21 protein-coding genes are annotated in these 22,916 nt (G+C 31.4%); 17 read left to right on the forward strand and 4 right to left on the reverse strand.

All coding sequences use genetic code 11. The annotated features are described in order from the left end of the window. Window positions 1-6: 6 nt before the first annotated feature. Entirely contained in the window at window positions 7-1,446 is a 1,440-nt protein-coding gene (locus AD998_05760) for a hypothetical protein (protein KOY85724.1), read from the reverse strand. 172 nt (window positions 1,447-1,618) lie between these two features. Here AD998_05760 and AD998_05765 point away from each other — a divergent pair, with 172 nt between their 5' ends. Further along, complete coding sequence (locus tag AD998_05765; protein ID KOY85725.1) at window positions 1,619-2,224, forward strand: thioredoxin; 606 nt, start codon at window positions 1,619-1,621, stop codon at window positions 2,222-2,224. Between the two features lie 41 nt (window positions 2,225-2,265). On the opposite strand, the gene AD998_05770 is transcribed toward AD998_05765, so the two are convergent. The 3 genes from AD998_05770 to AD998_05780 form a co-directional block, all read right to left on the reverse strand. After that, entirely contained in the window at window positions 2,266-2,685 is a 420-nt protein-coding gene (locus AD998_05770) for a hypothetical protein (GenBank protein ID KOY85726.1), read from the reverse strand. 95 nt (window positions 2,686-2,780) lie between these two features. Beyond that, window positions 2,781-3,506, reverse strand: coding sequence for a macrolide ABC transporter ATP-binding protein (locus AD998_05775; GenBank protein KOY85727.1), 726 nt, complete (start codon window positions 3,504-3,506; stop codon window positions 2,781-2,783). Window positions 3,507-3,536: 30 nt separating this feature from the next. Beyond that, on the reverse strand, window positions 3,537-6,602 hold the full coding sequence (locus AD998_05780) for a hypothetical protein (protein ID KOY85728.1): 3,066 nt from the start codon (window positions 6,600-6,602) through the stop codon (window positions 3,537-3,539). 233 nt (window positions 6,603-6,835) lie between these two features. Here AD998_05780 and AD998_05785 point away from each other — a divergent pair, with 233 nt between their 5' ends. From AD998_05785 to AD998_05860, 16 genes are all read left to right on the forward strand, one after another. Beyond that, on the forward strand, window positions 6,836-8,467 hold the full coding sequence (locus AD998_05785; GenBank protein KOY85729.1) for a pyruvate dehydrogenase: 1,632 nt from the start codon (window positions 6,836-6,838) through the stop codon (window positions 8,465-8,467). 78 nt (window positions 8,468-8,545) lie between these two features. Beyond that, window positions 8,546-9,499: a hypothetical protein gene (locus AD998_05790; GenBank protein KOY85730.1), complete on the forward strand. Its 954-nt coding sequence runs from the start codon at window positions 8,546-8,548 to the stop codon at window positions 9,497-9,499. 4 nt (window positions 9,500-9,503) lie between these two features. Continuing rightward, window positions 9,504-10,523 (forward strand): pseudaminic acid synthase, encoded by a 1,020-nt coding sequence (locus AD998_05795; GenBank protein KOY85731.1) that lies wholly within the window; start codon window positions 9,504-9,506, stop codon window positions 10,521-10,523. Next, on the forward strand, window positions 10,520-11,626 hold the full coding sequence (locus AD998_05800) for a UDP-N-acetylglucosamine 2-epimerase (protein KOY88074.1): 1,107 nt from the start codon (window positions 10,520-10,522) through the stop codon (window positions 11,624-11,626). Before AD998_05795 ends, AD998_05800 begins: the two co-directional genes overlap by 4 nt. Further along, window positions 11,619-12,233, forward strand: a complete 615-nt coding sequence (locus tag AD998_05805) for a hypothetical protein (GenBank protein ID KOY85732.1) — start codon at window positions 11,619-11,621, stop codon at window positions 12,231-12,233. Before AD998_05800 ends, AD998_05805 begins: the two co-directional genes overlap by 8 nt. Continuing rightward, on the forward strand, window positions 12,230-13,282 hold the full coding sequence (locus tag AD998_05810; GenBank protein ID KOY85733.1) for a nucleotidyltransferase: 1,053 nt from the start codon (window positions 12,230-12,232) through the stop codon (window positions 13,280-13,282). The genes AD998_05805 and AD998_05810 overlap by 4 nt, the downstream gene beginning before the upstream one ends. A 2-nt stretch (window positions 13,283-13,284) precedes the next feature. Continuing rightward, window positions 13,285-14,019, forward strand: coding sequence for a cytidyltransferase (locus tag AD998_05815; protein ID KOY85734.1), 735 nt, complete (start codon window positions 13,285-13,287; stop codon window positions 14,017-14,019). A 6-nt stretch (window positions 14,020-14,025) separates the two neighbouring features. Then, the gene (locus AD998_05820; GenBank protein ID KOY85735.1) at window positions 14,026-14,934 is read left to right on the forward strand and encodes an oxidoreductase; all 909 of its coding nucleotides are present in this window, start codon (window positions 14,026-14,028) and stop codon (window positions 14,932-14,934) included. Beyond that, entirely contained in the window at window positions 14,931-15,662 is a 732-nt protein-coding gene (locus tag AD998_05825) for a short-chain dehydrogenase (GenBank protein ID KOY85736.1), read from the forward strand. Before AD998_05820 ends, AD998_05825 begins: the two co-directional genes overlap by 4 nt. 8 nt (window positions 15,663-15,670) lie before the next feature. Beyond that, the gene (locus tag AD998_05830; GenBank protein KOY85737.1) at window positions 15,671-16,726 is read left to right on the forward strand and encodes a hypothetical protein; all 1,056 of its coding nucleotides are present in this window, start codon (window positions 15,671-15,673) and stop codon (window positions 16,724-16,726) included. Further along, window positions 16,723-17,712, forward strand: coding sequence for an NAD-dependent dehydratase (locus AD998_05835; protein ID KOY85738.1), 990 nt, complete (start codon window positions 16,723-16,725; stop codon window positions 17,710-17,712). Before AD998_05830 ends, AD998_05835 begins: the two co-directional genes overlap by 4 nt. Before the next feature lie 2 nt (window positions 17,713-17,714). Beyond that, window positions 17,715-18,854, forward strand: a complete 1,140-nt coding sequence (locus AD998_05840; GenBank protein KOY85739.1) for a hypothetical protein — start codon at window positions 17,715-17,717, stop codon at window positions 18,852-18,854. Further along, window positions 18,854-19,705 carry a hypothetical protein gene (locus AD998_05845; GenBank protein KOY85740.1) on the forward strand — a complete coding sequence of 284 codons (852 nt, stop codon included), beginning with the start codon at window positions 18,854-18,856 and terminating at the stop codon, window positions 19,703-19,705. Before AD998_05840 ends, AD998_05845 begins: the two co-directional genes overlap by 1 nt. Before the next feature lie 4 nt (window positions 19,706-19,709). Then, a complete protein-coding gene (locus AD998_05850; protein KOY88075.1) occupies window positions 19,710-20,345 on the forward strand; it encodes a hypothetical protein in 636 nt (211 codons plus the stop codon). 5 nt (window positions 20,346-20,350) lie between these two features. Further along, a complete protein-coding gene (locus tag AD998_05855) occupies window positions 20,351-21,592 on the forward strand; it encodes an LPS biosynthesis protein (protein KOY85741.1) in 1,242 nt (413 codons plus the stop codon). Between the two features lie 16 nt (window positions 21,593-21,608). Continuing rightward, window positions 21,609-22,913: a hypothetical protein gene (locus AD998_05860; GenBank protein ID KOY85742.1), complete on the forward strand. Its 1,305-nt coding sequence runs from the start codon at window positions 21,609-21,611 to the stop codon at window positions 22,911-22,913. Window positions 22,914-22,916 lie beyond the last annotated feature (3 nt).

Consider the following 22,916-nt stretch of genomic DNA (forward strand, 5'->3'; position numbering starts at 1 on the left):
AATATCCTACTTTCTTTTGAAAAGATTTGATAAACGTTCAATAAAACTTTTAGAATTATTTTTTTCTAACTCATTGACGTCTGTTACTATTTTATGGATGGTATTATCTAAATTTTCTGATGAATCTTCCAAATAATTAAAAAGTTGCTTTTGGCTTTCATCGAGGGGTATTTTTTCTTCTTTTAGAAGATTCAATGCCCCCATAATATTTACCAAATGTCTTCTTACATGATGCGATTGGGTGAAAGCTATATTTTTAAGCATTTTATTCTGAGCCAATATTGTCAAAATGGCTGGTCGTACAACAAAAAAGATAATTATAAGAATTAAAATAATAACTATTAAAACTAACTCTCTCATTCTTTTGGATGCATTGAGTTTGTTCAGTTCATTATTTTTAGCAAGAAGAGTCATCTCTTTTTCTTTCTTCTCTAACTCAACTTTGTTTTCTAAATATGCTGTAGATTTGGCTTTTTCTACACTAAAAAGGCTATCATTACTTTGTTTATAATATTCGTGATGTTTGAGAGCATTGGTATAATCTCCTTTGTCTTTATAAATATGATATAAGGATTCGTGTAACATTTTAATTTCTGATAAAGCCTTAATTTCTTTTGCTATTTCTAAACCTTTTAGCCCACAAGAAATGCTTTTATCAAAATCTTTTTGTTTTTGATAAACTTGGGACATTCCATTGTAAGTATAAGTCATAGCCCATTTATCACCTAAAGATTGCTTCATGGTAAGGCTTTGTTCATAATAATCAAGAGCTTCTTTATACTTTTGTTTTTTGAGGTAAACATCTCCAATATTGTTGAGATTATAGGAAATCAATAGTTTGTTGTTAAGTTGTTTATTGACAGCCAAACTTTTCTCAAGAGCTTCAAGAGCTGAGGAGTAATCGCCTAAGTCAATATGCATGAAACCTATATTGTTCCAAGCTCTTGCAATGCTACGTTTGTCTTGGTTTTGTTCTCCAATTTTTAAACTCTTTTTAAAATATTCTAATGCTTTGAGATAATTTCGTTGTGTTCTGTACACATCACCAATAATATTATAAGAACGAGCTATATTTTGGTTATCTTTAATATTTTCAAAAATAACAATGGCTTTGTGTGCAATGTCAAGGGCTTCTAAGTACTTTCCTAATTTATGAGCTACTGCTGCCATACTATTGAAAGCCATTGCTTTCCCTTTTTCAAAACCTATTTGCTCGCTTTTATCAAAAGCTTCTTGAGCAAGAATCATAGATGTATCAGGATTTACCACTCTATATAAGAAAGCTTTTTCACTGATAGCCAATATCTTGATAGTATCATGTTGAGCAGTTTTGAAAAGCTTATCAAGGCTATCAATCTCCCTTCTGTTTTGAGATAGTAATGAAAAAGGTGAAAAAAGAAAAAGTAGTAAAAATATCTTCATTGAATAGAACTTAATAAGATACATAATGTCATAACTTTATAACGTTGATTATGAGGGGTATTGTATAAATTCAGAAATATAAAATGAATGAAATATAAAGATGAAAAATACTAAAAATATCTATCATTTGAACAAATTAGAATAGAATGTTGTTAAAATACTAAAAAACGAGCAAAATATATTTAAAAATAAAACAATGGAAGAAGTCTTAAAGCCCAAAAAATACATCAATGTTTATACAGAAGCCAATCCTAACCCAAGCTCGCTAAAATTTGTCATCAATTATATGCTTGCTCCAGAGGGTGGTAATTTTGATTTTCCAGATAAACAAACTGCCGAAAAATCACCTATAGCATGGGCTCTTTTTGAAAAATTTGAATTTGTAGAAAGAGTATTTATTATGAATAACTTTCTAACAGTTACTAAGAAAGAGGGCTTTGAATGGGAAGATATTGCTCGTGATATAAAATTATTTATTCAAGAGTATTTGGAGCATGACAAACCTATTTTTAGTAAAGAGTTTTTACAAGAAAATAATCATCTGGCTATCAATGAAAATGATAGTGAAATTGTAAAGAAAATCAAAGGCATTTTAGAAGAGTATATTCGTCCTGCTGTAGAAAGTGATGGTGGAGCTATCAATTTCCACGATTTTCAGGAAGAAACAGGTAAAGTAATTGTTACACTACAAGGCTCTTGTAGTGGTTGCCCTTCATCTACAGTTACGCTGAAGGCTGGTATTGAAAATTTACTCAAAAAGATGATACCAGAGGTAAGAGAAGTAGTAGCAGAAAGTCTTTAAAATAAAAAAGAGAAGTTTTAAACTTCTCTTTTTGTTTATGATTATTTACCAAAATATTTGTCTCTTAGTTTGTCATCATACAAATCTGCATAATAACCAATTCTATCAAGCATAGCAGCAGCTTCAGTTTTATCTAAACCTTGTGCTTCACGAATCATTTTGATATAAGCATAATTATCTTTAACAGTGAAGGCTACACCATAAAGAGTATGGTTAATTTGAAGAAGTTCTTGGAAAAAGCCTTCACGATTTGCAGGAGGTACACCTACCACAGGTGAAAGTAATTGGAAGTAAATTTGTTTATTACTTTCCATCTCCCAAACATCAACCCAAACACTTGCAGAGCCTCTTTTTAAGTTCCACTGACCATCCAGTTCTCCACGGCAAGAAATAGGGTCTTCTCCCATATCTTTGATACAATTTTCTATTATTTCGTAATAATGTTTGATACCTTGTTGCATATCTTTCAGAAATTTTAAGTAGAGGCAAAAATAATCTAAATTCTACCGAAAATAAAAAATAAATTACTCAATTTTCCAAAAAAACTTAAAAATATTTAAGATGGGTTGGAAATAGGTGCTTGATAAACATTGTGATTGATTTCATCAGACTCAATCAAACCATCTCTCAGGCGTACAATACGATGTGCATATTTTGCAATGTCTTCTTCGTGAGTTACCATAATAATGGTATTTCCCTTTTTATGAAGTGCATCAAACAATGCCATAATTTCATAAGAAGTCTTAGTATCTAAGTTACCTGTAGGCTCATCTGCCAAAATAATACTGGGATCATTGACAAGAGCCCTTGCAATCGCAACACGTTGTCTTTGTCCACCCGAAAGCTCATTAGGCTTATGCTTGGCTCTATTATCCAATCCTACATTTTTTAAGGCTTCCATGGCTTTTTCTACACGAGCAGATTTAGAATAGCCTGCATATACAAGAGGAAGAGCTACATTATCCAAAGAAGTAGAACGAGGAAGTAAGTTAAAAGTCTGAAAAACGAAACCAATTTCCTTATTTCTAATTTCAGCAAGCTCATTGTCTGTCATATCACTTACCTGATTGCCATTGAGTACATAAGTACCTTCTGTGGGAGTATCTAAACAACCTACAATATTCATCAAGGTCGATTTTCCAGAGCCAGAAGGTCCCATAAAAGCCACATATTCACCTTTATGGATGGTAATGCTAATATCTTTAAGGGCATGAATGACTTCGCTACCCATTTCATAACGTCTTGCCAAATGATGTGTTTCTATGATGACTTTCTTTTCCATATAAAATCTTAATAGTCAATATGAATAAAATTATTCAGAAGTATCTCCGTATAACAACGCTTTTTGTTTCTCATAAATTGTTTTGTACTTCTCATAATCTTCTAAAGATAGCTCTCTGAGCTTTTCTAAACCTTCTTCTGCAAAACCTATATAATTGAGTTCTAAAGATTGAAGAATATATATTTTCCACGCCAAAGGATTATTTTCTTGAAATCTAATCGCTTGAACTGCCAAATTATAACCTGCTTCTTTATTTTTCTTTTTTTCATTGTAAAAACGAATAAAATCAGGATAAAATAATAAATCGAACGGATTTCCTTGTAATGCCTTGGTATATAAATTTTCTGCTTGTTTAATATCTTTTGACTCTATTAAAATAGCCTTATAAAAATTTCTATAATGTTCATATCTTGCAATTAAAGGGATTTTTTCGATAATACTTACCAATGTACTGAAATCTTGCTTTTTATAACACAATGCTAAGTATATTTTATTTAACTCTGATTGAGCTGAAAGAGTTACTTGTACATTTTTGTCTAGTTTTTGGAAAAACTCATCAGCTTCTTGAACTTTATTTTCTTCTAATAGTGCTTCTATCACACAAGCGTATGCTTTTATTTTTAAATCAGGATTTTGGATAGCAGAAGCTATATTTTTTTGAATATCTATTTCTGGGCGTTTGTAATACAAAATACCAAAACGAGTTGTATCATCATAATCTTTCCAATTTTTAGTTTCAGCTTTTAAAATAGTAAGCATTTTTTGAGCATAATATCTTCTCTTTAAATTGCTTGAATCCAAAGCAACTTGCTCCCAAATTTTCTCAGCATCTATCAAATTACCTGCTTCTGAAAGAGCAGCAGCTCTATGATAAAAAATATCAGGAATTGAATTGTAGCTCAAAATATTACTAAGATTTGTAAATTGCTCAATTGCTTGAGCAGGCTCTCCCAAATACAATAAATTCTGTCCAAACTGCATCTGATAACGAGCAGGTGATAGATAAGATAAATAACGACTATTTTCTATACTTGCTTGTTGATTTTGTTGTTTAAAAAAATATATTTGTTGAGCTATTTTTAAGAAATCTACAAAAATACTATTTGTTGATGTATTAGATAGTTTTTTAGTAATATGAAAAGCCATTGTATCTTTATCTTGAGAGGCAACAAGATAATTGTGGAGATAAGAAGCTTGTAAAATATTTAACTGAGAAGTATCTGCTATAGAATTTCTCGCAAAATTAAGCTTGAAAGGATCTTTTATAGTTTTTCGATACACACTTAACAAAGCCAAACGATTTGCTTCATAGGCAACATCTCCGTCTTTGTGTAAAAAACTTTCAAGAGAATCAGCAGCAATAATAGGTTTCTGAATGAGAATACTTAATAAATTTGTTTCTATCTCTTTAGGATTATCAGTATATTTTTCAGATTTTTTTAGATAGTATAGTGCTGAATCTAAAATTTTATTTTGAGCATATAAAAGAGCAATGTTATTGGCTAAAGGAGCACTTTTAGGGAATTTCTCAAAACCCTCTTTAAACTCCATATTAGCAAGCAAACCTTGCCCTGATTTTGCAAATTCCTGAGCAATCAAGGCATAATCTTGTGGAACACCATCTCGAAGAGTAGCTTTTTGCAGTTTATTGATTCTATCTGCTATTTCTTCAGGTTTAGGTTTAGGCTTTAGCCCAATAAGGCTGGCTCTAGAATACCACAAACGGTGATTGATTTCGTCATTTGTAAGAGCTTCGCTGTAATAAGCATCTGCAATCTGATGATTCATTTCGTTGTAATGCATGAGATATACATCTCCTAAACCAGTGTAATAAGCTGAGAAACTTTGTTTAAGAGGAAAAGAGTTTTCTTTGAAAATAAATACGCCCATAATCAAAAAACCTAATCCACGAGCAATATAAAGTGGGATAGTTTTGTTTTCCTGAGATTCATAAAAAAGAGTAGCAAATGTTTTTTGATCACTCTCAGATTGAGTTGTATTACGCAAATTGAATACTGTATATGCCCAAAAAACTACTCCAAAACCAATGTGTGAATAAACAATGAAATCTTCGAGTGCTGCAATACCTGCATCATTCATAACAGAATTAAAATAAGCAATTGTAGTAGCTGTAACAATCATCATAGATGCAAATACCCATGTTTGCATAGCATTTGGTACAATACTTTGAAATAATGGATTGTGGCGAGTACCCCAAATGCCTAAGATTAAGGATGTTGCAAGCAAATAGAAATCATCTATATAGAAAATATCAAGCGTGAGGATTTTTGTGTTTTTTAAATACAGTAAGACTAAATTTCCTACATAAAAGAGTATTACAACATGAAAATTTAAAAAATTAGGCTTTCCTGTAAGTTTTTGAGAGGTGGTCAGAGAAGCAAGAAAGAAAGGAATTTCTGAAGCAACTAAAAAAATAGTAGTGAGGGTAATTAAAAATGGTATCAGGATGCCATAACCAGCCAAATAAACGGTTGGAAATTTCTCTTTACTCAAGAAAAATATAAGTATCAAAAGAATTACAGAAACAATTAAATTAGAAACTAATTTTTTCCAAAAAGCAAGGTCTTTTCCAAAGGTATGGAAATAATATGCCAAACCTACATACAAAAGAATAAGCGTTCCTCCAAATAACCATTTGGAATAAACGCCTCCAATTCCTACCAAATCTATGCGTAAAGAAATAATAAAAATAATGGCAATGGTAGAACTCAATAGAAAATAAATTCTTTTGAAATAGCTGATACAGGTAATAAACACACTAAAGGCTACAAAAATACCAATAGTCCACACTTTTGATACCCAAAGAGGTATATGTAAATCTTTGGCTAAATATTCGTATTGTACAAAATAAACAGGTGTTTGGAGTGTAAAAGGTAAAATTCCATTTTCAAAACCATCAAGTAATATATTTTGGAAATTACTACTGGGTTGCGAATCCCATTGATAAACCCATGAAAGCCCAAAATGCCTTGTTACAAGCATCCAAATGATAGCTCCAAGAGCCATAAATAAAAATATTGATAAAAATATAGATTGAGGTTGATTACGCCAAAATAAGAATTGTTCTTTTTTCATAAAAGGATTGAAAATTGGAAAGCAAAATTAAGAAATCTTATAAGATTGCCTATATTTAGAAACTTTTTTTGTTACCTATATCATAAAATACAAGAGTAAATTAAAGTCTTTATGAATAAACAAAATATAACATTCAAAAGCTAAAATTGTATAAAACTCATTGCAATCTGAAAAAATATGTTTTATCTTGCCTTCGCTTCATTAACTACTGACTCTAAAAAATAAATACAAATATGGCTCAAGTTGTTTTAATGCCAAAAATGAGTGATACTATGACTGAAGGTGTCATAGCTGTTTGGCACAAAAAAGTAGGAGATACAATTAAATCTGGTGATATAGTGGCAGAAGTAGAAACTGACAAAGCTACTATGGACTTAGAAGCCTATGAGGGAGGAACAATTTTATACATTGGGGTAGATGCAGGAAAATCTGCTCCTATTGATGGCATTTTGTATATTGTTGGTAAATCTGGTGAAGATTATCAGAGTCTTTTGGGTGGTGGTAGTACTAAAGTTGAAGTAAAAACAGAGCCTGTTGCTCAACCAATTGTTTCTGAGCCTGTTTCAACAGCTTCTGCACAAACAGTAGATACTTCAAACATCAAGGCGAAAGTAGAAAGAATGCCAAAAATGAGTGATACCATGACAGATGGTGTAATTGTTGCGTGGCATAAAAAAGTTGGTGACAGCATCAAGGCTGGTGAATTGCTTGCAGAAATAGAAACTGACAAAGCAGTCATGGAGTTAGAAGCTTACGAAAAAGGAACAATTTTATATTTGGGGGTAGAGGCAGGTGGAAAAGTAGCTGTAGATGATGTACTTTATATTATTGGTGAAGCAGGTGCGGATTGGCAAGCATTATTGAATGGAGGAACAAGTGTAAAAGCTACTCCAGCGAGTTCTAACCAAACAGTTTCGCAAAATAGTCCTCATAATCAAACTACGGTATCTGTTGTAAATACAGATTCTAATGGTCGTGTGAAGGCTTCGCCTTTGGCTAAAAAAATAGCTCAAGATTTGGGTTACGATTTGAGCCAAATTCAGGGTACAGGAGATGGTGGCAGAATTACAAAAACTGATGTAGAAAATTTCAAACCTTCTACACAACCTCAGCAAACAAAATCGGAAGTTAAATCAGAAACAAAAGTAGAATCAAAATCTACAACAACCACCAATAATGGATTTGAGAGTTATGAGGAAATACCTCTTTCTCAGATGCGTAAGACTATTGCTCGAAGACTTTCTGAAAGTAAATTTACAGCTCCTGAATTTTATTTAACTATTGAAATTCAGATGGATAAAGCCATACAGGCTCGCACTCGCATGAATGAGCTTTCTCCTGTGAAAATTTCATTTAATGATATTGTCATCAAGGCTGCTGCAATGGCTTTGAAGCAACATCCAAAAATTAACTCATCGTGGCTTGGAGATAAGATTCGAGTAAATCATCATGTTAATATTGGTGTAGCAATGGCTGTGGATGAGGGACTTCTTGTTCCTGTTGTTCGCAATACTGATATGAAATCACTTTCTCAAATAGCAGGTGAAGTGAAAGATTTTAGTCAAAAAGCAAAGGATAAAAAATTACAACCAAAAGATTGGGAAGGAAGTACCTTTACAATTAGTAATTTAGGTATGTTTGGTATTGATGAATTTACAGCAATTATCAACCCTCCAGATGCGTGTATTTTGGCTGTGGGTGGTATCAAAGAAACTGTGATTGTAGAGAAAGGTGAAATGAAAGTAGCCAATATTATGAAAGTAACCCTTACCTGCGACCATAGAGTTGTAGATGGGGCTACTGGAGCGGAGTTTCTAAAAACACTTAAGGCAAATGTTGAAGAGCCTATGAGAATGTTGGTTTAATAAATTAACAATGAACATATTGTAAACCTTCAGGATACACTGCTTTCTTGAAGGTTTATTTTAATTTTGTGGTAAGCTATGTTAGAAGGCAAATCTATTTTAGTAACGGGTGGTACGGGGTCTTTTGGTAAACATTTTATTGGGTATTTGTTAGAAAAATATCCCCAAATAAAAAAAATAATAGTGTTTTCAAGAGATGAACACAAACAATATGAAATGAAACATGAGTTTAAAAATCATACTTCATTAGAGTTTGTATTGGGGGATATAAGAGATTATGATAGATTGTTTTTTTGTCTACAAAATATAGATTATGTTATCCATGCTGCTGCTCTTAAACATATCCATATCGCAGAAGCGAACCCAGTAGAATGTATTAAAACCAATATTTTGGGGAGTGATAATGTAATCAGAGCTTCTCAAGAACGAGGTGTAGAGAAGGTAATAGCTATTTCAACAGACAAGGCATCATCACCAAGTAGTATTTATGGAGCAAGCAAATTGTGTGCAGACAAGCTATTTATTCATGCAAATAACTCAAAAACTCAATTTACAGTAGTTCGTTATGCCAATGTATTTGGCTCTGTAGGTTCAGTAGTGCCATTTTTTTTACAAAAAGCAAAAGATAAGAAAATACCAATTACACATCCCGAAATGACTCGTTTCAGTATTACAGCAGATGAAGCAAGCAAATTGGTTGAATATGCAATTTTGAATGCAGTTGGTGGAGAAATTTTAGTACCTAAACTACCTGTTTTTAAAATATTAGATTTAGCGGAAGCTGTTTGCTCTAATTGTCAGATAGATTATATTGGTATTAGGGCAGGTGAGAAAATTCATGAAGAAATTATATCACAAACAGATGCTCTTTATACAACCGAAACGTCTAATTTGTATATCATAGGCAACGAAAAAACGCAAGATTTATACCTAAAACATTATAAAGGAGAAAAAGTATCTGAAAACTTTAGTTATAGTTCAGATAAAAGTAATTGGATACTTACTGTGGATGATTTAAAAAAACTACTCTAAAACTATGGCAGTACGTATTATAGCTGAGGCTGGTGTCAATCATAATGGAGACATCCAAATAGCTCAAAAACTAATAGAAGTGGCTGCTCAGGCAGGGGCTGATATTGTCAAATTTCAGACTTTTCAGGCTGATAAATTGGTAAGTAAAAGTGCAAAAAAAGCTGATTATCAGATTGTAAATACATCAGATTCGCAAGAAAATACTCAATTACAAATGTTAAAAAAATTAGAATTGAGTAAAGAATCACATGATAAACTTATTACATATTGTCAAAAGCAAAATATTCAATTTCTTTCCACAGGCTTCGATTTAGAAAGCCTTGATTTCTTGCAAGACATCAATATTCCCTTGTTTAAAATCCCTTCAGGAGAAATTACAAATCTACCTTATCTCAAAAAAATAGCTTCTTTTGGAAAAGATGTAATACTTTCCACTGGAATGGCGAATTTGGGGGAAATAGAACAAGCCTTGAATGTACTGACAAAATATGGAATACAACTTTCTGACATAACAGTATTGCATTGCAACACAGAGTATCCAACACCCATGCAAGATGTAAATTTAAGGGCAATGCAATCTATTCAGCAGGCTTTTGGAGTAAAAATAGGCTATTCTGACCATACGATGGGTATTGAAATCGCCATTGCTGCTGTGGCATTGGGAGCAACAGTCATAGAAAAACATTTTACATTGGATAAAAATGCTGATGGACCAGATCACAAGGCATCATTAGAGCCTGATGAACTTAAACAAATGGTAACCTCCATCAGAAATATTGAACAGGCTCTTGGTAATGGAATTAAAAAACCATCTGATTCAGAACGTAAAAATATTGAAATTGCTCGTAAAAGTATTCATTTAGCGAAAAATTTACCAGCAGGACATATCTTAACAGAACAAGATTTTATCATGAAACGACCTGCCAATGGAATTTCACCCATGCTTTTGGAACAACTGATTGGTAGAACACTTATAAAAACTCAAGAAGAAGATTATCAACTTCAATGGACAGATATTGTATGAAAGTATGTGTATTGACAAGCTCCAGAGCAGATTATGGCATATACAGACCATTGTTGCAAAAATTGAAAGAAGATGATTTTTTTCAACTTTCTATGATTGCCTTTGGAACGCATCTTTCACCCATACATGGCTATACCCTCTCTGAAATTGAAAAAGACGGTTTTGAAATAGAAGAGTGTGTAGAAAGTTTAATTTTAGGAGACAGTGCTGAAGCTGTTTCTACTGCTTTGGGTGTAACTATTACAAAATTTAGTAGTATTTGGAGAAAAAAACAGAAAAATACAGATTTGATATTTTGTTTGGGAGATAGATATGAAATGTTGGCTGCTGTACTTGCATCAGTACCTTTTAACATTCCAATAGCTCATATACATGGTGGAGAAACAACACTTGGAGCAATAGATAATAAATTTAGGCATAGTTTAACGCAATTAGCACAATATCATTTTGTATCAACGCAAGGTCATGCTGATAAAGTAATAGAAATGCTTGGTACAAATGAGAAAGTTTATAATGTAGGAGCATTGAGTTTAGACAATTTATTGACTTTAAAACGGTTATCAAAACAAGAATTTTTTCAAAAATATCAAATTGATATAGAAAAGCCTACAATATTATTTACTTTTCACCCAGAAACAGTGTCTTTTAAGCGAAATGAAGCATATATTCAGGAAATTATTGAGGCATTAAAAATTCTAAAAGAAAAATACCAAATTATTATTACCATGCCTAATGCTGACACAATGGGTTATATGATTCGTGAACATTTACAGAATTTTGCAAAAGGAAATAATAATATATTTGTAGTAGAATCTTTTGGAACTTTGGGATATTTTTCTGCCATACAACATTGTAGTTTTCTGTTAGGAAATACTTCCAGTGGCATTATTGAAGCTGCCTCTTTTGGAAAATACGTGATTAATATAGGTGATAGGCAAAAAGGGAGAGATGCAGGAAAGAATGTATGGCATTGTGCAATCCAAAAAGAAGAAATTTTAAGAAAAGTGGATGAAATCCAAAATATGGAACTTCTAACCAAACAAAATATTTATGGTGATGGAAAAGCAAGTGAGAAAATTATAAAAATTTTAAAAAATGAATAATATTATTATCATAGGCTATTCTGGACATGCATATGTGGTGGTAGAAACTTTTGAGTCTATGGGCAAAAAAGTTATAGGCTATTTTGATACAGAAGAAAAATTACAAAATCCTTACTCCTTGAAATACTTAGGTATTGAAAATCAAAACAATATAGAGATTTTGTTAAAAAATTACGATTATTTCATAGCCATTGGAGATAACTACATTAGAGAAAAAGTTTATGAAAAATTAAGTTTTAAAGAAAAATTTGCTCAAGCTATTCATACAAAATCAATAATATCTAAAACAGTTCAAATGGGTCAAGGTATATTAGTTGCAGCAAATGTAACTATCAATGCTCAAACTCGTATAGGAGAAGGGGTTATTTGTAATACAAATTCAGTAATAGAACATGAGTGTATTCTTAAAAATTTTTGCCATATTGCACCCTCAGCGACTCTTTGTGGAAATGTGGAAATAGGCTTTAGAAGTTTTATAGGAGCAAATAGTGTTGTAAAACAAGGTGTTAAAATTGGTGATGATGTCATTGTAGGGGCTGGGAGTGTGGTTTTAAAAGATATTCCAAATCATAGTAAAGTAGTGGGTAATCCATTGAGATTTTTATGAAAAATTTTAATAAACATATTATAAATAATACATTTTCAATTAAACAAGCTTTAGAAAAACTAAATTCTTTCAATAGCAAAGATGATTTAACACTATTTGTTATTAATGAAAATGAACAAATGATAGGAACTATTACAGATGGAGATATAAGACGAGGTTTACTGAATGGTAAAAATCTGAATAGCTCTGTTATGGAAATTATGTTTACTCAGTTCAGATTTTTAGAAAAATTAAATTTGAGTTTAGATAAAGTTCAATACTTCAGAAAGTTAGAAATAAATTTTATACCAATTTTAGATGAAAATAAACGGATATTAAAGATATTAGATATTTCTGAAAATCAGTCCATTCTGCCTATAGATGCAGTATTAATGGCTGGAGGTAAAGGAGAAAGACTTAAACCTCTTACAGAGACTATTCCTAAGCCACTCTTGAAAGTGGGACAGAAACCTATTATTGAATATAACTTAGATAGATTAGAGCACTTTGGAGTAGAAAATATATGGATTTCAGTTCGATACTTAGCAGAGCAAATTATGGAATATTTGGGGAATGGTTCAAATAAAAATTTAAATATTCAATATATTAAAGAAGAAAAACCTTTAGGAACAGCGGGATCTATTTCTTTAATAAATGATTTTAAGCATGATGTGGTTTTACTAATGAATTCGGATTTACTCACAAATATAGATTTTGAGGATTTCTATAAAACTTTTATAGAAAGTGAGGCTAGTATGTGTATTGCAACTATCCCATATAAGGTAAGCATACCTTATGCAATTTTAGAAACAGAGAATCATGAAGTATTGGATATTAAGGAAAAACCTTCGTATATTTATCAAGCAAATGCAGGTTTATATTTAATTCAAAGAAAATATCTGAATTTGATACCTCAAAACTCATTTTTTGATGCTCCGGATTTGGTCCAAGAATTAATAAAACTTGGTAAAAAAATTAGTTATTACTCAATTCTGGGTTATTGGTTAGATATAGGTAAACCCGAAGATTATATCAAAGCTCAAGAAGATGTTAATCATATAAAGTTTTAATAATGAATATACTTGTAACTATTTGTGCTAGAGGAGGTTCAAAAGGTATTCCTCATAAAAATATAAAAAAAATAGCAAATAAACCATTAATAGCTTATTCTATCAATACTGCCTACAACTTTGCTAAATATATTAACCAACAGGGTTTTCATTTGGATGTAGCACTCTCAACAGATGATATTGAAATCAAGAAAACTGCTGACCATTTTGGATTAAAAACGGAATACCTACGTCCAGAATATTTGGCTACTGACTCTGCTAGCAAAATAGAAACCATAGAACATCTATTGGAATATCATGAAAACGTTAATAATAAAAAATATGATTATACTTTAGATTTAGATGTTTCATCTCCCCTGAGAACTTTAGAAGATTTAAAAGAAGCTTTTGGTTTGATTCTTAATGATGATAAAGCAGTCAATATATTTTCAGTAAGTAATGCTCATAAAAGTCCTTATTTCAATATGGTTGAAAAAAAAGAAAATGGGTATTATCATTTAGTTAGTGTTCCTTCTCAAAATATATATACTCGGCAGTCCAGCCCAATAGTTTATGAAATGAATGCCTCTTTCTATTTTTATAAGCAAGATTTTTTTATAAACAAATATAAATCTGCTATTACAGATAAATCTTTGATTTATTTAATGAAACATCAATGTTTTGATTTAGATACTATTGAGGATTTTGAATACATGAGTTTTCTCATAGAAAATAATAAACTAAACTTTGCAATTTAAGCTCAAATGAATGTATTAATAGTTGGGCTTGGTTCTATAGCACACAAACACATAGATGCTGTGCGAAAAATAAACCCTAATGCTTCTGTTTTTGCCCTTCGTAGTGGAAAAGTAGAAACAGAATATGTTGGAGTTTCAAATATTTTAGATATTAAAGAATTAAATGAAAAGCCTGACTTCATTATCATCTCTAATCCCACATACAAGCATAAAGATGCTATTGATTTAGTTACTTCTGTAAATACACCTATATTTATAGAAAAACCTTTAGCCGAAAGTATAATTGTCGCTCAAGAAATACGTGAAAGTATAAATAGCAAAAATATTATTAATTATGTAGCTTGTAATCTCAGATTTCATCAATGTTTACAATTTGTATTCGATTATCTGAAAAATAATCAATTTATTATCAATGAAGTAAATTCATATTGTGGTTCTTATCTGCCTAATTGGCGACCTCATATTGATTTTAAACAAAACTACAGTGCTAATGAAGATATGGGAGGTGGTGTACATTTGGATTTAATTCATGAACTAGATTATATTTATTGGTTTTTTGGACTTCCTCTAAAAGTAGATAAGTTTCTAAGAAAGAAGTCATCTTTGGGTATCAATGCTGTTGATTATGCTAATTACGTTTTAGAATACGAAAATTTTACAGCAAGTGTAATCTTAAATTACTATAGACAAGATACCAAAAGAACATGTGAAATAGTTTGCTCTGATAGGACTTTAATTATTGATCTACTTCATAATAATGTTAAACTAAATGATGAGCTATTATTTAGTAGTAATGAAAGAATTTCGGATACATATTTGCACCAAATGAATTACTTTTGGAGTTGTATTAAAGAAAATAAACAAACACTTAATACAATTGATAATGCTTTAGATGTTTTAAAAATTTGTTTATGAAAATGTTAGAAAACAAAATAATAGTTGTAACAGGAGGCAATGGTCTTTTAGGGCAAGAATTTATAAAAGATATTAGACAAGAGGGGGGGATAGCAATTAATATAGATATTTATTATAAGCAACAAACAGATTTTATTTGCGATATAAGTGATAAAAAAAGTGTTGAAGGTACTGTGAATGAAATTATCAATCAATATGGTAAAATAGATGGTTGGATTAATAATGCCTATCCAAGAACAAGTGACTGGGGCGTAAAATTTGAAGATATACCTGTTGAATCTTGGCAAAAAAATATAGATATGCATCTTAATGGTTATTTCATATGTTGTCAAGTTATCTTGGAAGTGATGAAAAAACAAAACAATGGAGCTGTAATTAATATGGGGTCTATTTATGGTTTTTTAGGACCAGATTTCAGTGTATACCAAGGCACTAACATGACTATGCCAGCAGGATATGCTGCAATAAAAGGAGGAATTACTAATTTAACTCGTTATTTAGCATCTTACTATGGAAAATATAATATTAGAGTTAATTCAATATCACCAGGAGGGATTTGGGATAATCAGAACGAAATATTTGTAAACCGTTATATAGAAAAAATACCATTAAAACGAATGGCTAAACCCATTGATATATCCCCTACGGCTTCATTCTTATTATCTGATAAGGCATCTTATATTACAGGGCATAATCTTGTCATTGATGGAGGATGGTCTATTATATAAAATTGTTTATGCAGACTAAGATATTTAAAATTTCAGATACTGGCTCCACTTTTTTAGATTCAATACGTTTTATAGCCGCTCAAATGGTTGTTATAGGCCATGGAATTAGTTTCTTTAATATATTTCCTAAATTACAGCCACCATTTATGCCTTATATACAAAATATAGGTGTAATGATATTTTTTGTTATTTCAGGATTTCTTATTACATATTCTTCTATATTAAAAGTAGAGAGTAGACAAGAAAGCTATTCATTTAAAGAATATTTTATAGAAAGATTTGGTAGAATTTATTCTGGATTAATACCATCTTTGATATTTATAGTATTATTAGATTATACTCTTCTATCTAAAGACTATAACTATATTATGTCTTTTAACATAAAAACATTTATTGGTAATCTATTCATGCTACAAGATTACCCTTATTTTTTTGATATTATATCTTTTGGTTCAGGAAGACCTTTATGGACATTAGCAATTGAGTGGTGGCTATATATGATATTTGGTTGGCTTTTATTAAGTTATAGAAAAAATGTACTCTTTTTTCTTGCTATAACTATAATTTTAGGATTAGTACCATATTACCATTTATTTTGGGGAAATGGACTGACTATTACATGGCTGATAGGAGTTTGTGTGTTTTATCTTTTACAAAACCACCATAAAAATAATAAAAATAATAAAGATATTTTATTCTGTTTTATTTTTATTTTACTGGGTAGTTATCGTATTTATATTACTAAAAATGCCTATGATATATCTTTTGCATTTTGTATTGGAGCGGTTATTTTTTTTATTTTAAGATATACTTTTTTTATACAAGTTCCACTACTATTAAAATACAAAAGAATTATAAAATTTTTAGCTTCTTATTCATTTATTTTATATCTTACTCACTATAGTATTATAGAGTTTTTACTAGTTTTTACTAAATCTTATAATCCATATGTAATGTTTTGTATGAGTATTATAGTCTCAAATCTTGTGGCATTATCTATTGCATTGCCAACGGAAATGAAATATAAACGACTTGTACAAAAAATGAAAAAACAATTTTTATGAATAAAAAGATTTTAATTACAGGTGCTGATGGTTTTATCGGAAGTCATTTGGTAGAATATTTATTAGAGAAAGGATATGATGTAAGGGCATTTGTTTTGTATAATTCATTTAATTCTTATGGTTGGTTAGAGACACTACCCAAAGAAAAATTAAAGCAAATAGAGATATTTTCTGGAAATGTATGTGACCCCAATGGAGTAAGAACTGCTATGGAAGGAATAGACACAGTCTTTCACTTAGCAGCCCTTATAGCTATTCCTTATAGCTACCATTCACCTGATAGCTACATAGATACCAATATTCGAGGAACACTCAATATATTACAAGCAGCCAAACAACTCAATACAAAGAGAGTATTGGTAACATCTACATCAGAAGTTTATGGAACGGCTCAGTATGTACCTATTGATGAAAAGCATCCTTTTCAAGGACAATCTCCTTATAGTGCAACTAAAATTGGGGCAGATAGGCTTGCAGAGTCTTTTTATCGTTCTTTTAACATGCCTGTTACAATTGTTAGACCATTTAATACTTATGGACCTCGACAATCTGCAAGAGCTGTCATTCCAACAATTATTACTCAACTTTTAAATGGAGAAACAGAAATTAAATTAGGGGATATTATACCAACCAGAGATTTACTCTTTGTAAAGGATACAGTTCAAGGATTTGAAACCATCTCAAGATTTGAGAATACCATTGGTGAGGAGATTAATATAGCTACTCAATCAGAAATTTCGGTCGGTGATTTGGCTCAGAAGTTAATTGATATGATTAATCCTAATGCTAAAATCATTACAGACAATCAACGAGTACGTCCTTCCAATAGTGAAGTCTATCGTTTGTTTGGTTCTAACGAAAAACTTAAACACTTGACAGACTGGCAAATGAATTATACTTTAGATGAGGGTTTGAAAACTACCATAGAATGGTTTAAACAAGAGGAAAATCTAAAGAAATACAAACATGAAATTTATAATGTGTAACTATGGAAAATTTGATACCTCTTTCTGTTCCTAACCTTTCAGGTAATGAATGGAAGTATGTAAAAGAATGTTTGGATACAAATTGGGTTTCTTCTGTTGGGAGTTTTGTAGATAAATTTGAAAAAGACTTTGCTGATTATGTTGGAGCAAAATATGCAGTTTCAGTAGTAAATGGTACAGCAGCTCTTCACATGGCATTACAAATTGCTGGAGTTAATCAAAATGATTATGTTATAGTCCCTAATATTACTTTTATTGCCAGCATCAATGCTATTAAATATTGTTATGCATCACCCATTTTAGTAGATGTTTTACCTGACACTTGGCAAATGGATGTTGATTTATTGGAAGAATTTTTTAAAAACAATACCTATCAAGAGAATAATGCTTGTTATTTAAAAGAAAATAAAAGAAGAATTAAAGCCCTCATGCCTGTACACGTACTTGGAAATATGTGTGAAATGGATAAAATTATGCAATTGGCTCAAAAATACCGTCTCTCTATTGTAGAAGACTCCACAGAAGCTCTGGGTTCTTTTTATCAAAATCAGCATGCAGGAACATTTGGAGAAATGGGGTGTTTTAGTTTCAATGGAAATAAAATTATGACAACTGGTGGCGGTGGAATGATAGTAACCAATGATGAAAAAACTGCTAAAAAAGCCAAACACTTAACGACCCAAGCTAAATCAGATAATTTTGAATATATTCATGATGAGGTAGGTTATAACTATCGCTTAGTCAATATTTTGGCTGCAATGGGGGTAGCTCAATTGGAGCAAATGCCTAATTTCCTCAAAAGAAAAAAAGAAATCTATCAATATTATACAGAAAATTTAAAAGGCTTACCTATTTCTTTTCAAAAAGATACGGAAAATAGCAAACCTAATTATTGGCTATTTACTGTTTGTATTGAGAAGCAAAAAGATTTAATGCCATATCTGATAGAAAAGAAAATACAAGTTCGCCCTTTTTGGCGACCTATGAATATGCTCGAAATGTTTAAAGGTGATATATATGTTAGTAAAGAAGATAATGCTTTCAAGATTTACGAAAAAAGCGTAAGTTTGCCCTGCTCAACGAATATTACAGATCAAGAGTTAGAAAAAGTAGTACAAACCGTTAGAAATTTTTATCATTAGTGGCAAAAAATATTAGAATTATACCAAGATTAGATATAAAAGGGCAACATCTTGTAAAAGGAATACATCTGGAGGGGCTTAGAGTTCTTGGAAATCCAGAAACCTTTGCAAGGTACTACTATGAACAAGGGGCGGATGAACTCATGTATATGGATGTAGTAGCTAGTTTATATGAACGCAATAGCTTACAAGATATCATTTCTCGAACAGCAAAAGAAATATTTATTCCTCTTACAGTTGGAGGAGGCTTAAGAACTATTGAAGATATTCGGAATGTACTTAAAGCAGGTGCTGATAAGGTATCCTTAAATACAGCTGCAATTGCTAATCCTAAAATTATTAAAGATGCATCCCTGAAATTTGGAGCATCTACTATTGTGGTAGCTATTGAGGCTATTAAGCAATCCAATGGTGAATATCTTTGCTATACAGATAATGGTAGAGAATACACAGGAAAAAATGCACTAGAATGGGCAATGGAAGCAGAAAGCTTGGGTGCAGGAGAATTGGTTATAACATCTGTTGATAAGGAAGGTACAGGTTCTGGTTTTGATTTTGAATTGGTACAACAAATAGCAGAAAAAGTATCTATTCCAGTAATTGCTCATGGAGGAGCTGGAAAATTAGAAGATTTTGAGAATGTAGTCAAAAATAGTAAAGCTGATGCTATTGCTGTAGCTTCAGTTTTGCATTATGATTTTATCCAAAAACATGAACAAGAAATAGATACAGAAAAAGAAGGAAATACAAGTTTCTTAAAAAGTGGGCGTTCGTTTACAAAAATACAGCCTTTAGCTCTTCCAGAAATAAAAAAATATTTAGTAAATCAAGGTGTTCCTTGTAGAATATAAAGTTATGAGTAAAGTAGTAATTGTTGATTATCAGGCAGGTAACTTGTTTAGTGTATTAAATGCATGTTTAAAAATTGGCATTAATGCAGAAATTACCTCCGATAAAGATAAGCTCATGGCAGCAGATGGGATTATTCTGCCTGGTGTAGGAGCATTTGGAGAATCTATGAGTAATTTACAAAAACTTGATTTGGTAAGCCCAATTAAAGATTTTGTAAGCTCTGGAAAACCCTTTTTAGGAGTATGCTTGGGACTTCAATTACTATTTGAAGAAAGTGAAGAATTTGGAGTTACAAAGGGCTTGGGTTTGGTGGAAGGCATCGTAAAAAAATTCCAAAGCCCTGATAAAAGTGTAAAAATACCTCAGATAGGTTGGAATACAATTCAAAGACCTTTGCATGCAAATTGGCAACAAACTCCACTTGCAGACATTGCTGAAAACTCCTTTATGTATTTTGTTCATTCTTTTTATGTAGAGCCATCTACTCAAAAAGATATGATTTCAGAAACAACCTATGAAGGAAAAAAATATTGTTCCTCTATTCAGAAAAATAATATATTTGCGACGCAGTTTCATCCAGAAAAAAGTGCCGATTTGGGACTGAAAGTATATAAAAATTGGTCGAAAGAACTTAAATAATCAAAATGAAAACTAATAAAGAAGAGCTGGAAGCATATTATGGCTTGCCTAAAGAAGTAAAGTTTTGTAAAAAATGTGTGATGTCTAATCAGCGTCCTACTTCTGCTGTTGAGTTTAAGCATACAAAAGATTCTAAAAAAACGACATTAGTTTTTGATGAAGAAGGAGTTTGTGATGCTTGTAGAACCAATGAGCAAAAACACAAAATAGATTGGGCAAAAAGAGAAGAAGAACTTCTAAAACTTTTGGATAAATATCGCAGAACAGATGGTGGTTATGATTGTATAGTTCCTGGGAGTGGTGGCAAAGACAGTGCTTTTCAGGCTCATGTTTTGAAATACAAATATGGGATGAATCCTCTTACAGTTACTTGGCCTCCAATTCTTTATACAGATTATGGATATAAAAACTTCAAAAACTGGTTAGATGTAGGAGGTTTTGATAACATTAGTTTCAATAGAAATGGTAAAGTAATGAAATTACTCACTAAACTTTCTATTGAAAACATATTTCATCCATTCCAGACTTTTATTCTAGGACAAAAGAATTTGGCTGTAAAAATTGCTTTAAAGTATGATATACCTTTGATTTTCTATGGAGAAAATGAAGCTGAGTATGGAAATCCTATTGCAGATAACACTTCTTCACTCAGAGACAAATCATATTTTACATTTAATCACCTTGATGAGATATTTTTAGGAGGAGTAAGCATTAAAGAATTACAGGAAAAACATGATGTTCGTCTTTCAGATTTGATGTCATTTTTACCTGCTTCTACACAAGAAATGGGAGGGAAAGATATTCAGGTGCATTACCTAGGCTATTATTTACGTTGGACACCCCAAGAAGTATATTATTATGCAGTAGAAAATACGGGTTTTAAAGCTCGTCCTTTCCGTACACAAGGTACATATAGTAAATATAACAGTATTGATGATAAGATAGATGATTTACATTACTATACCACATTTATTAAGTTTGGAATAGGAAGAGCTACTTATGATGCTTCACAAGAAATAAGAAATAAACATCTTACTCGTGAAGAAGGAGTTGCTCTTGTTAAACGTTTTGATGGAGAGTTTCCTGATAAATATTTTGATGAAATTATGGAGTATCTGGACATTAATCCAGAATATTTCAAAAATGAATTGAGTGATAAGTTTCGTTCACCTCACTTATGGGCAAAAAACGATAAAGGTGAATGGCAACTTCGTCATAATATTTGGGGTGGAGGTTTAGAAGATTAAATAAACTTATAGAAAGGTGTCTGATATAGTATTAAAAGTAGAAAATCTTTGGAAGCAATACCGTCTTGGAGTTGTAGGAGTAGGATCTTTACGAGAAGATGTAGGGCGATGGATGGCTAAATTAAGAGGAAAAGATGATCCTACTTTAAAGGTTGGAGAAACCAACGACAGAGAAAATATAAAAGGAGATTATGTTTGGGCTTTACAAGATATTAACTTTGAGATAAAAACAGGCGAAGTTGTAGGTATTATTGGAAAGAATGGGGCTGGAAAATCTACACTACTCAAAATTTTATCAAAAGTTACAACTCCAACAAAAGGTAGTATTAAGGTTAAAGGTAGAATAGCCTCCTTACTGGAAGTTGGTACAGGTTTTCACCCAGAACTAACAGGTAGAGAGAATATATTCCTGAATGGAGCAATTCTAGGAATGACAAAAAATGATATTCGCTCTAAATTTGACGAAATTGTTGATTTCTCAGGAATAGGTAAATATATCGATACACCAGTAAAACGCTATTCATCAGGAATGTATGTGCGTTTGGCTTTTGCTGTTGCAGCTCATTTGGAGCCTGAAATCCTCATTGTAGACGAAGTACTTGCTGTAGGTGATGCAGATTTTCAGAAAAAATGTTTGGGTAAGATGCAGGATGTTAGCCAAAAAGGACGAACCGTACTTTTTGTAAGCCATAACATGAGTATGCTTAAAAGCTTATGTTCTAGAGGAATATACTTGCAAAATGGAAAAGTATTTATGGAAGATAGTATCAATAAAACGGTTGATACTTATCTTGCTTGGGGACAAAAACAATTAGGTGAACGTACTTGGGACAATACTAAAAAACCATCAATCAATGATATGCTTGAGGTACAACATGTTGTACTAAAAAATACTGATGGCAATATTTCTGTAAATTATGATGTAAAAGAAAATATATACATTGAAATTGTTTATAAAATATTAAAAACAAGTTATTGTTATCAAGTTCATTTTTATTTACGAAATCAAGAAGGAATAAGAGTTTTTGTAGCTATTGACAATAAATATTCTCCTTACACAGAAATACCACAAGAAGAAGGAACATTTAGAGAAGTGTGTATCATCCCTAAAAACTTATTAAATGAGGGGACATATTTTCTAGAAGCCCTAATTTGTACATGCCCTACTAATAAAGATTATTTTGTAACAATTCCAGATGTACTATCTTTCCAAATTACAGATGATATGAATTCAGAAGGAGTAAGAGGTAACTGGTTTAGAGAGTGGCCTGAAGCCATGATTCGGTATAATTTTGACTGGAATATTCAGAAAATATCATAACTT

The sequence above is a fragment of the bacterium 336/3 genome (assembly GCA_001281695.1).
In the GTDB taxonomy this organism is placed as follows: domain Bacteria; phylum Bacteroidota; class Bacteroidia; order Cytophagales; family Thermonemataceae; genus Raineya.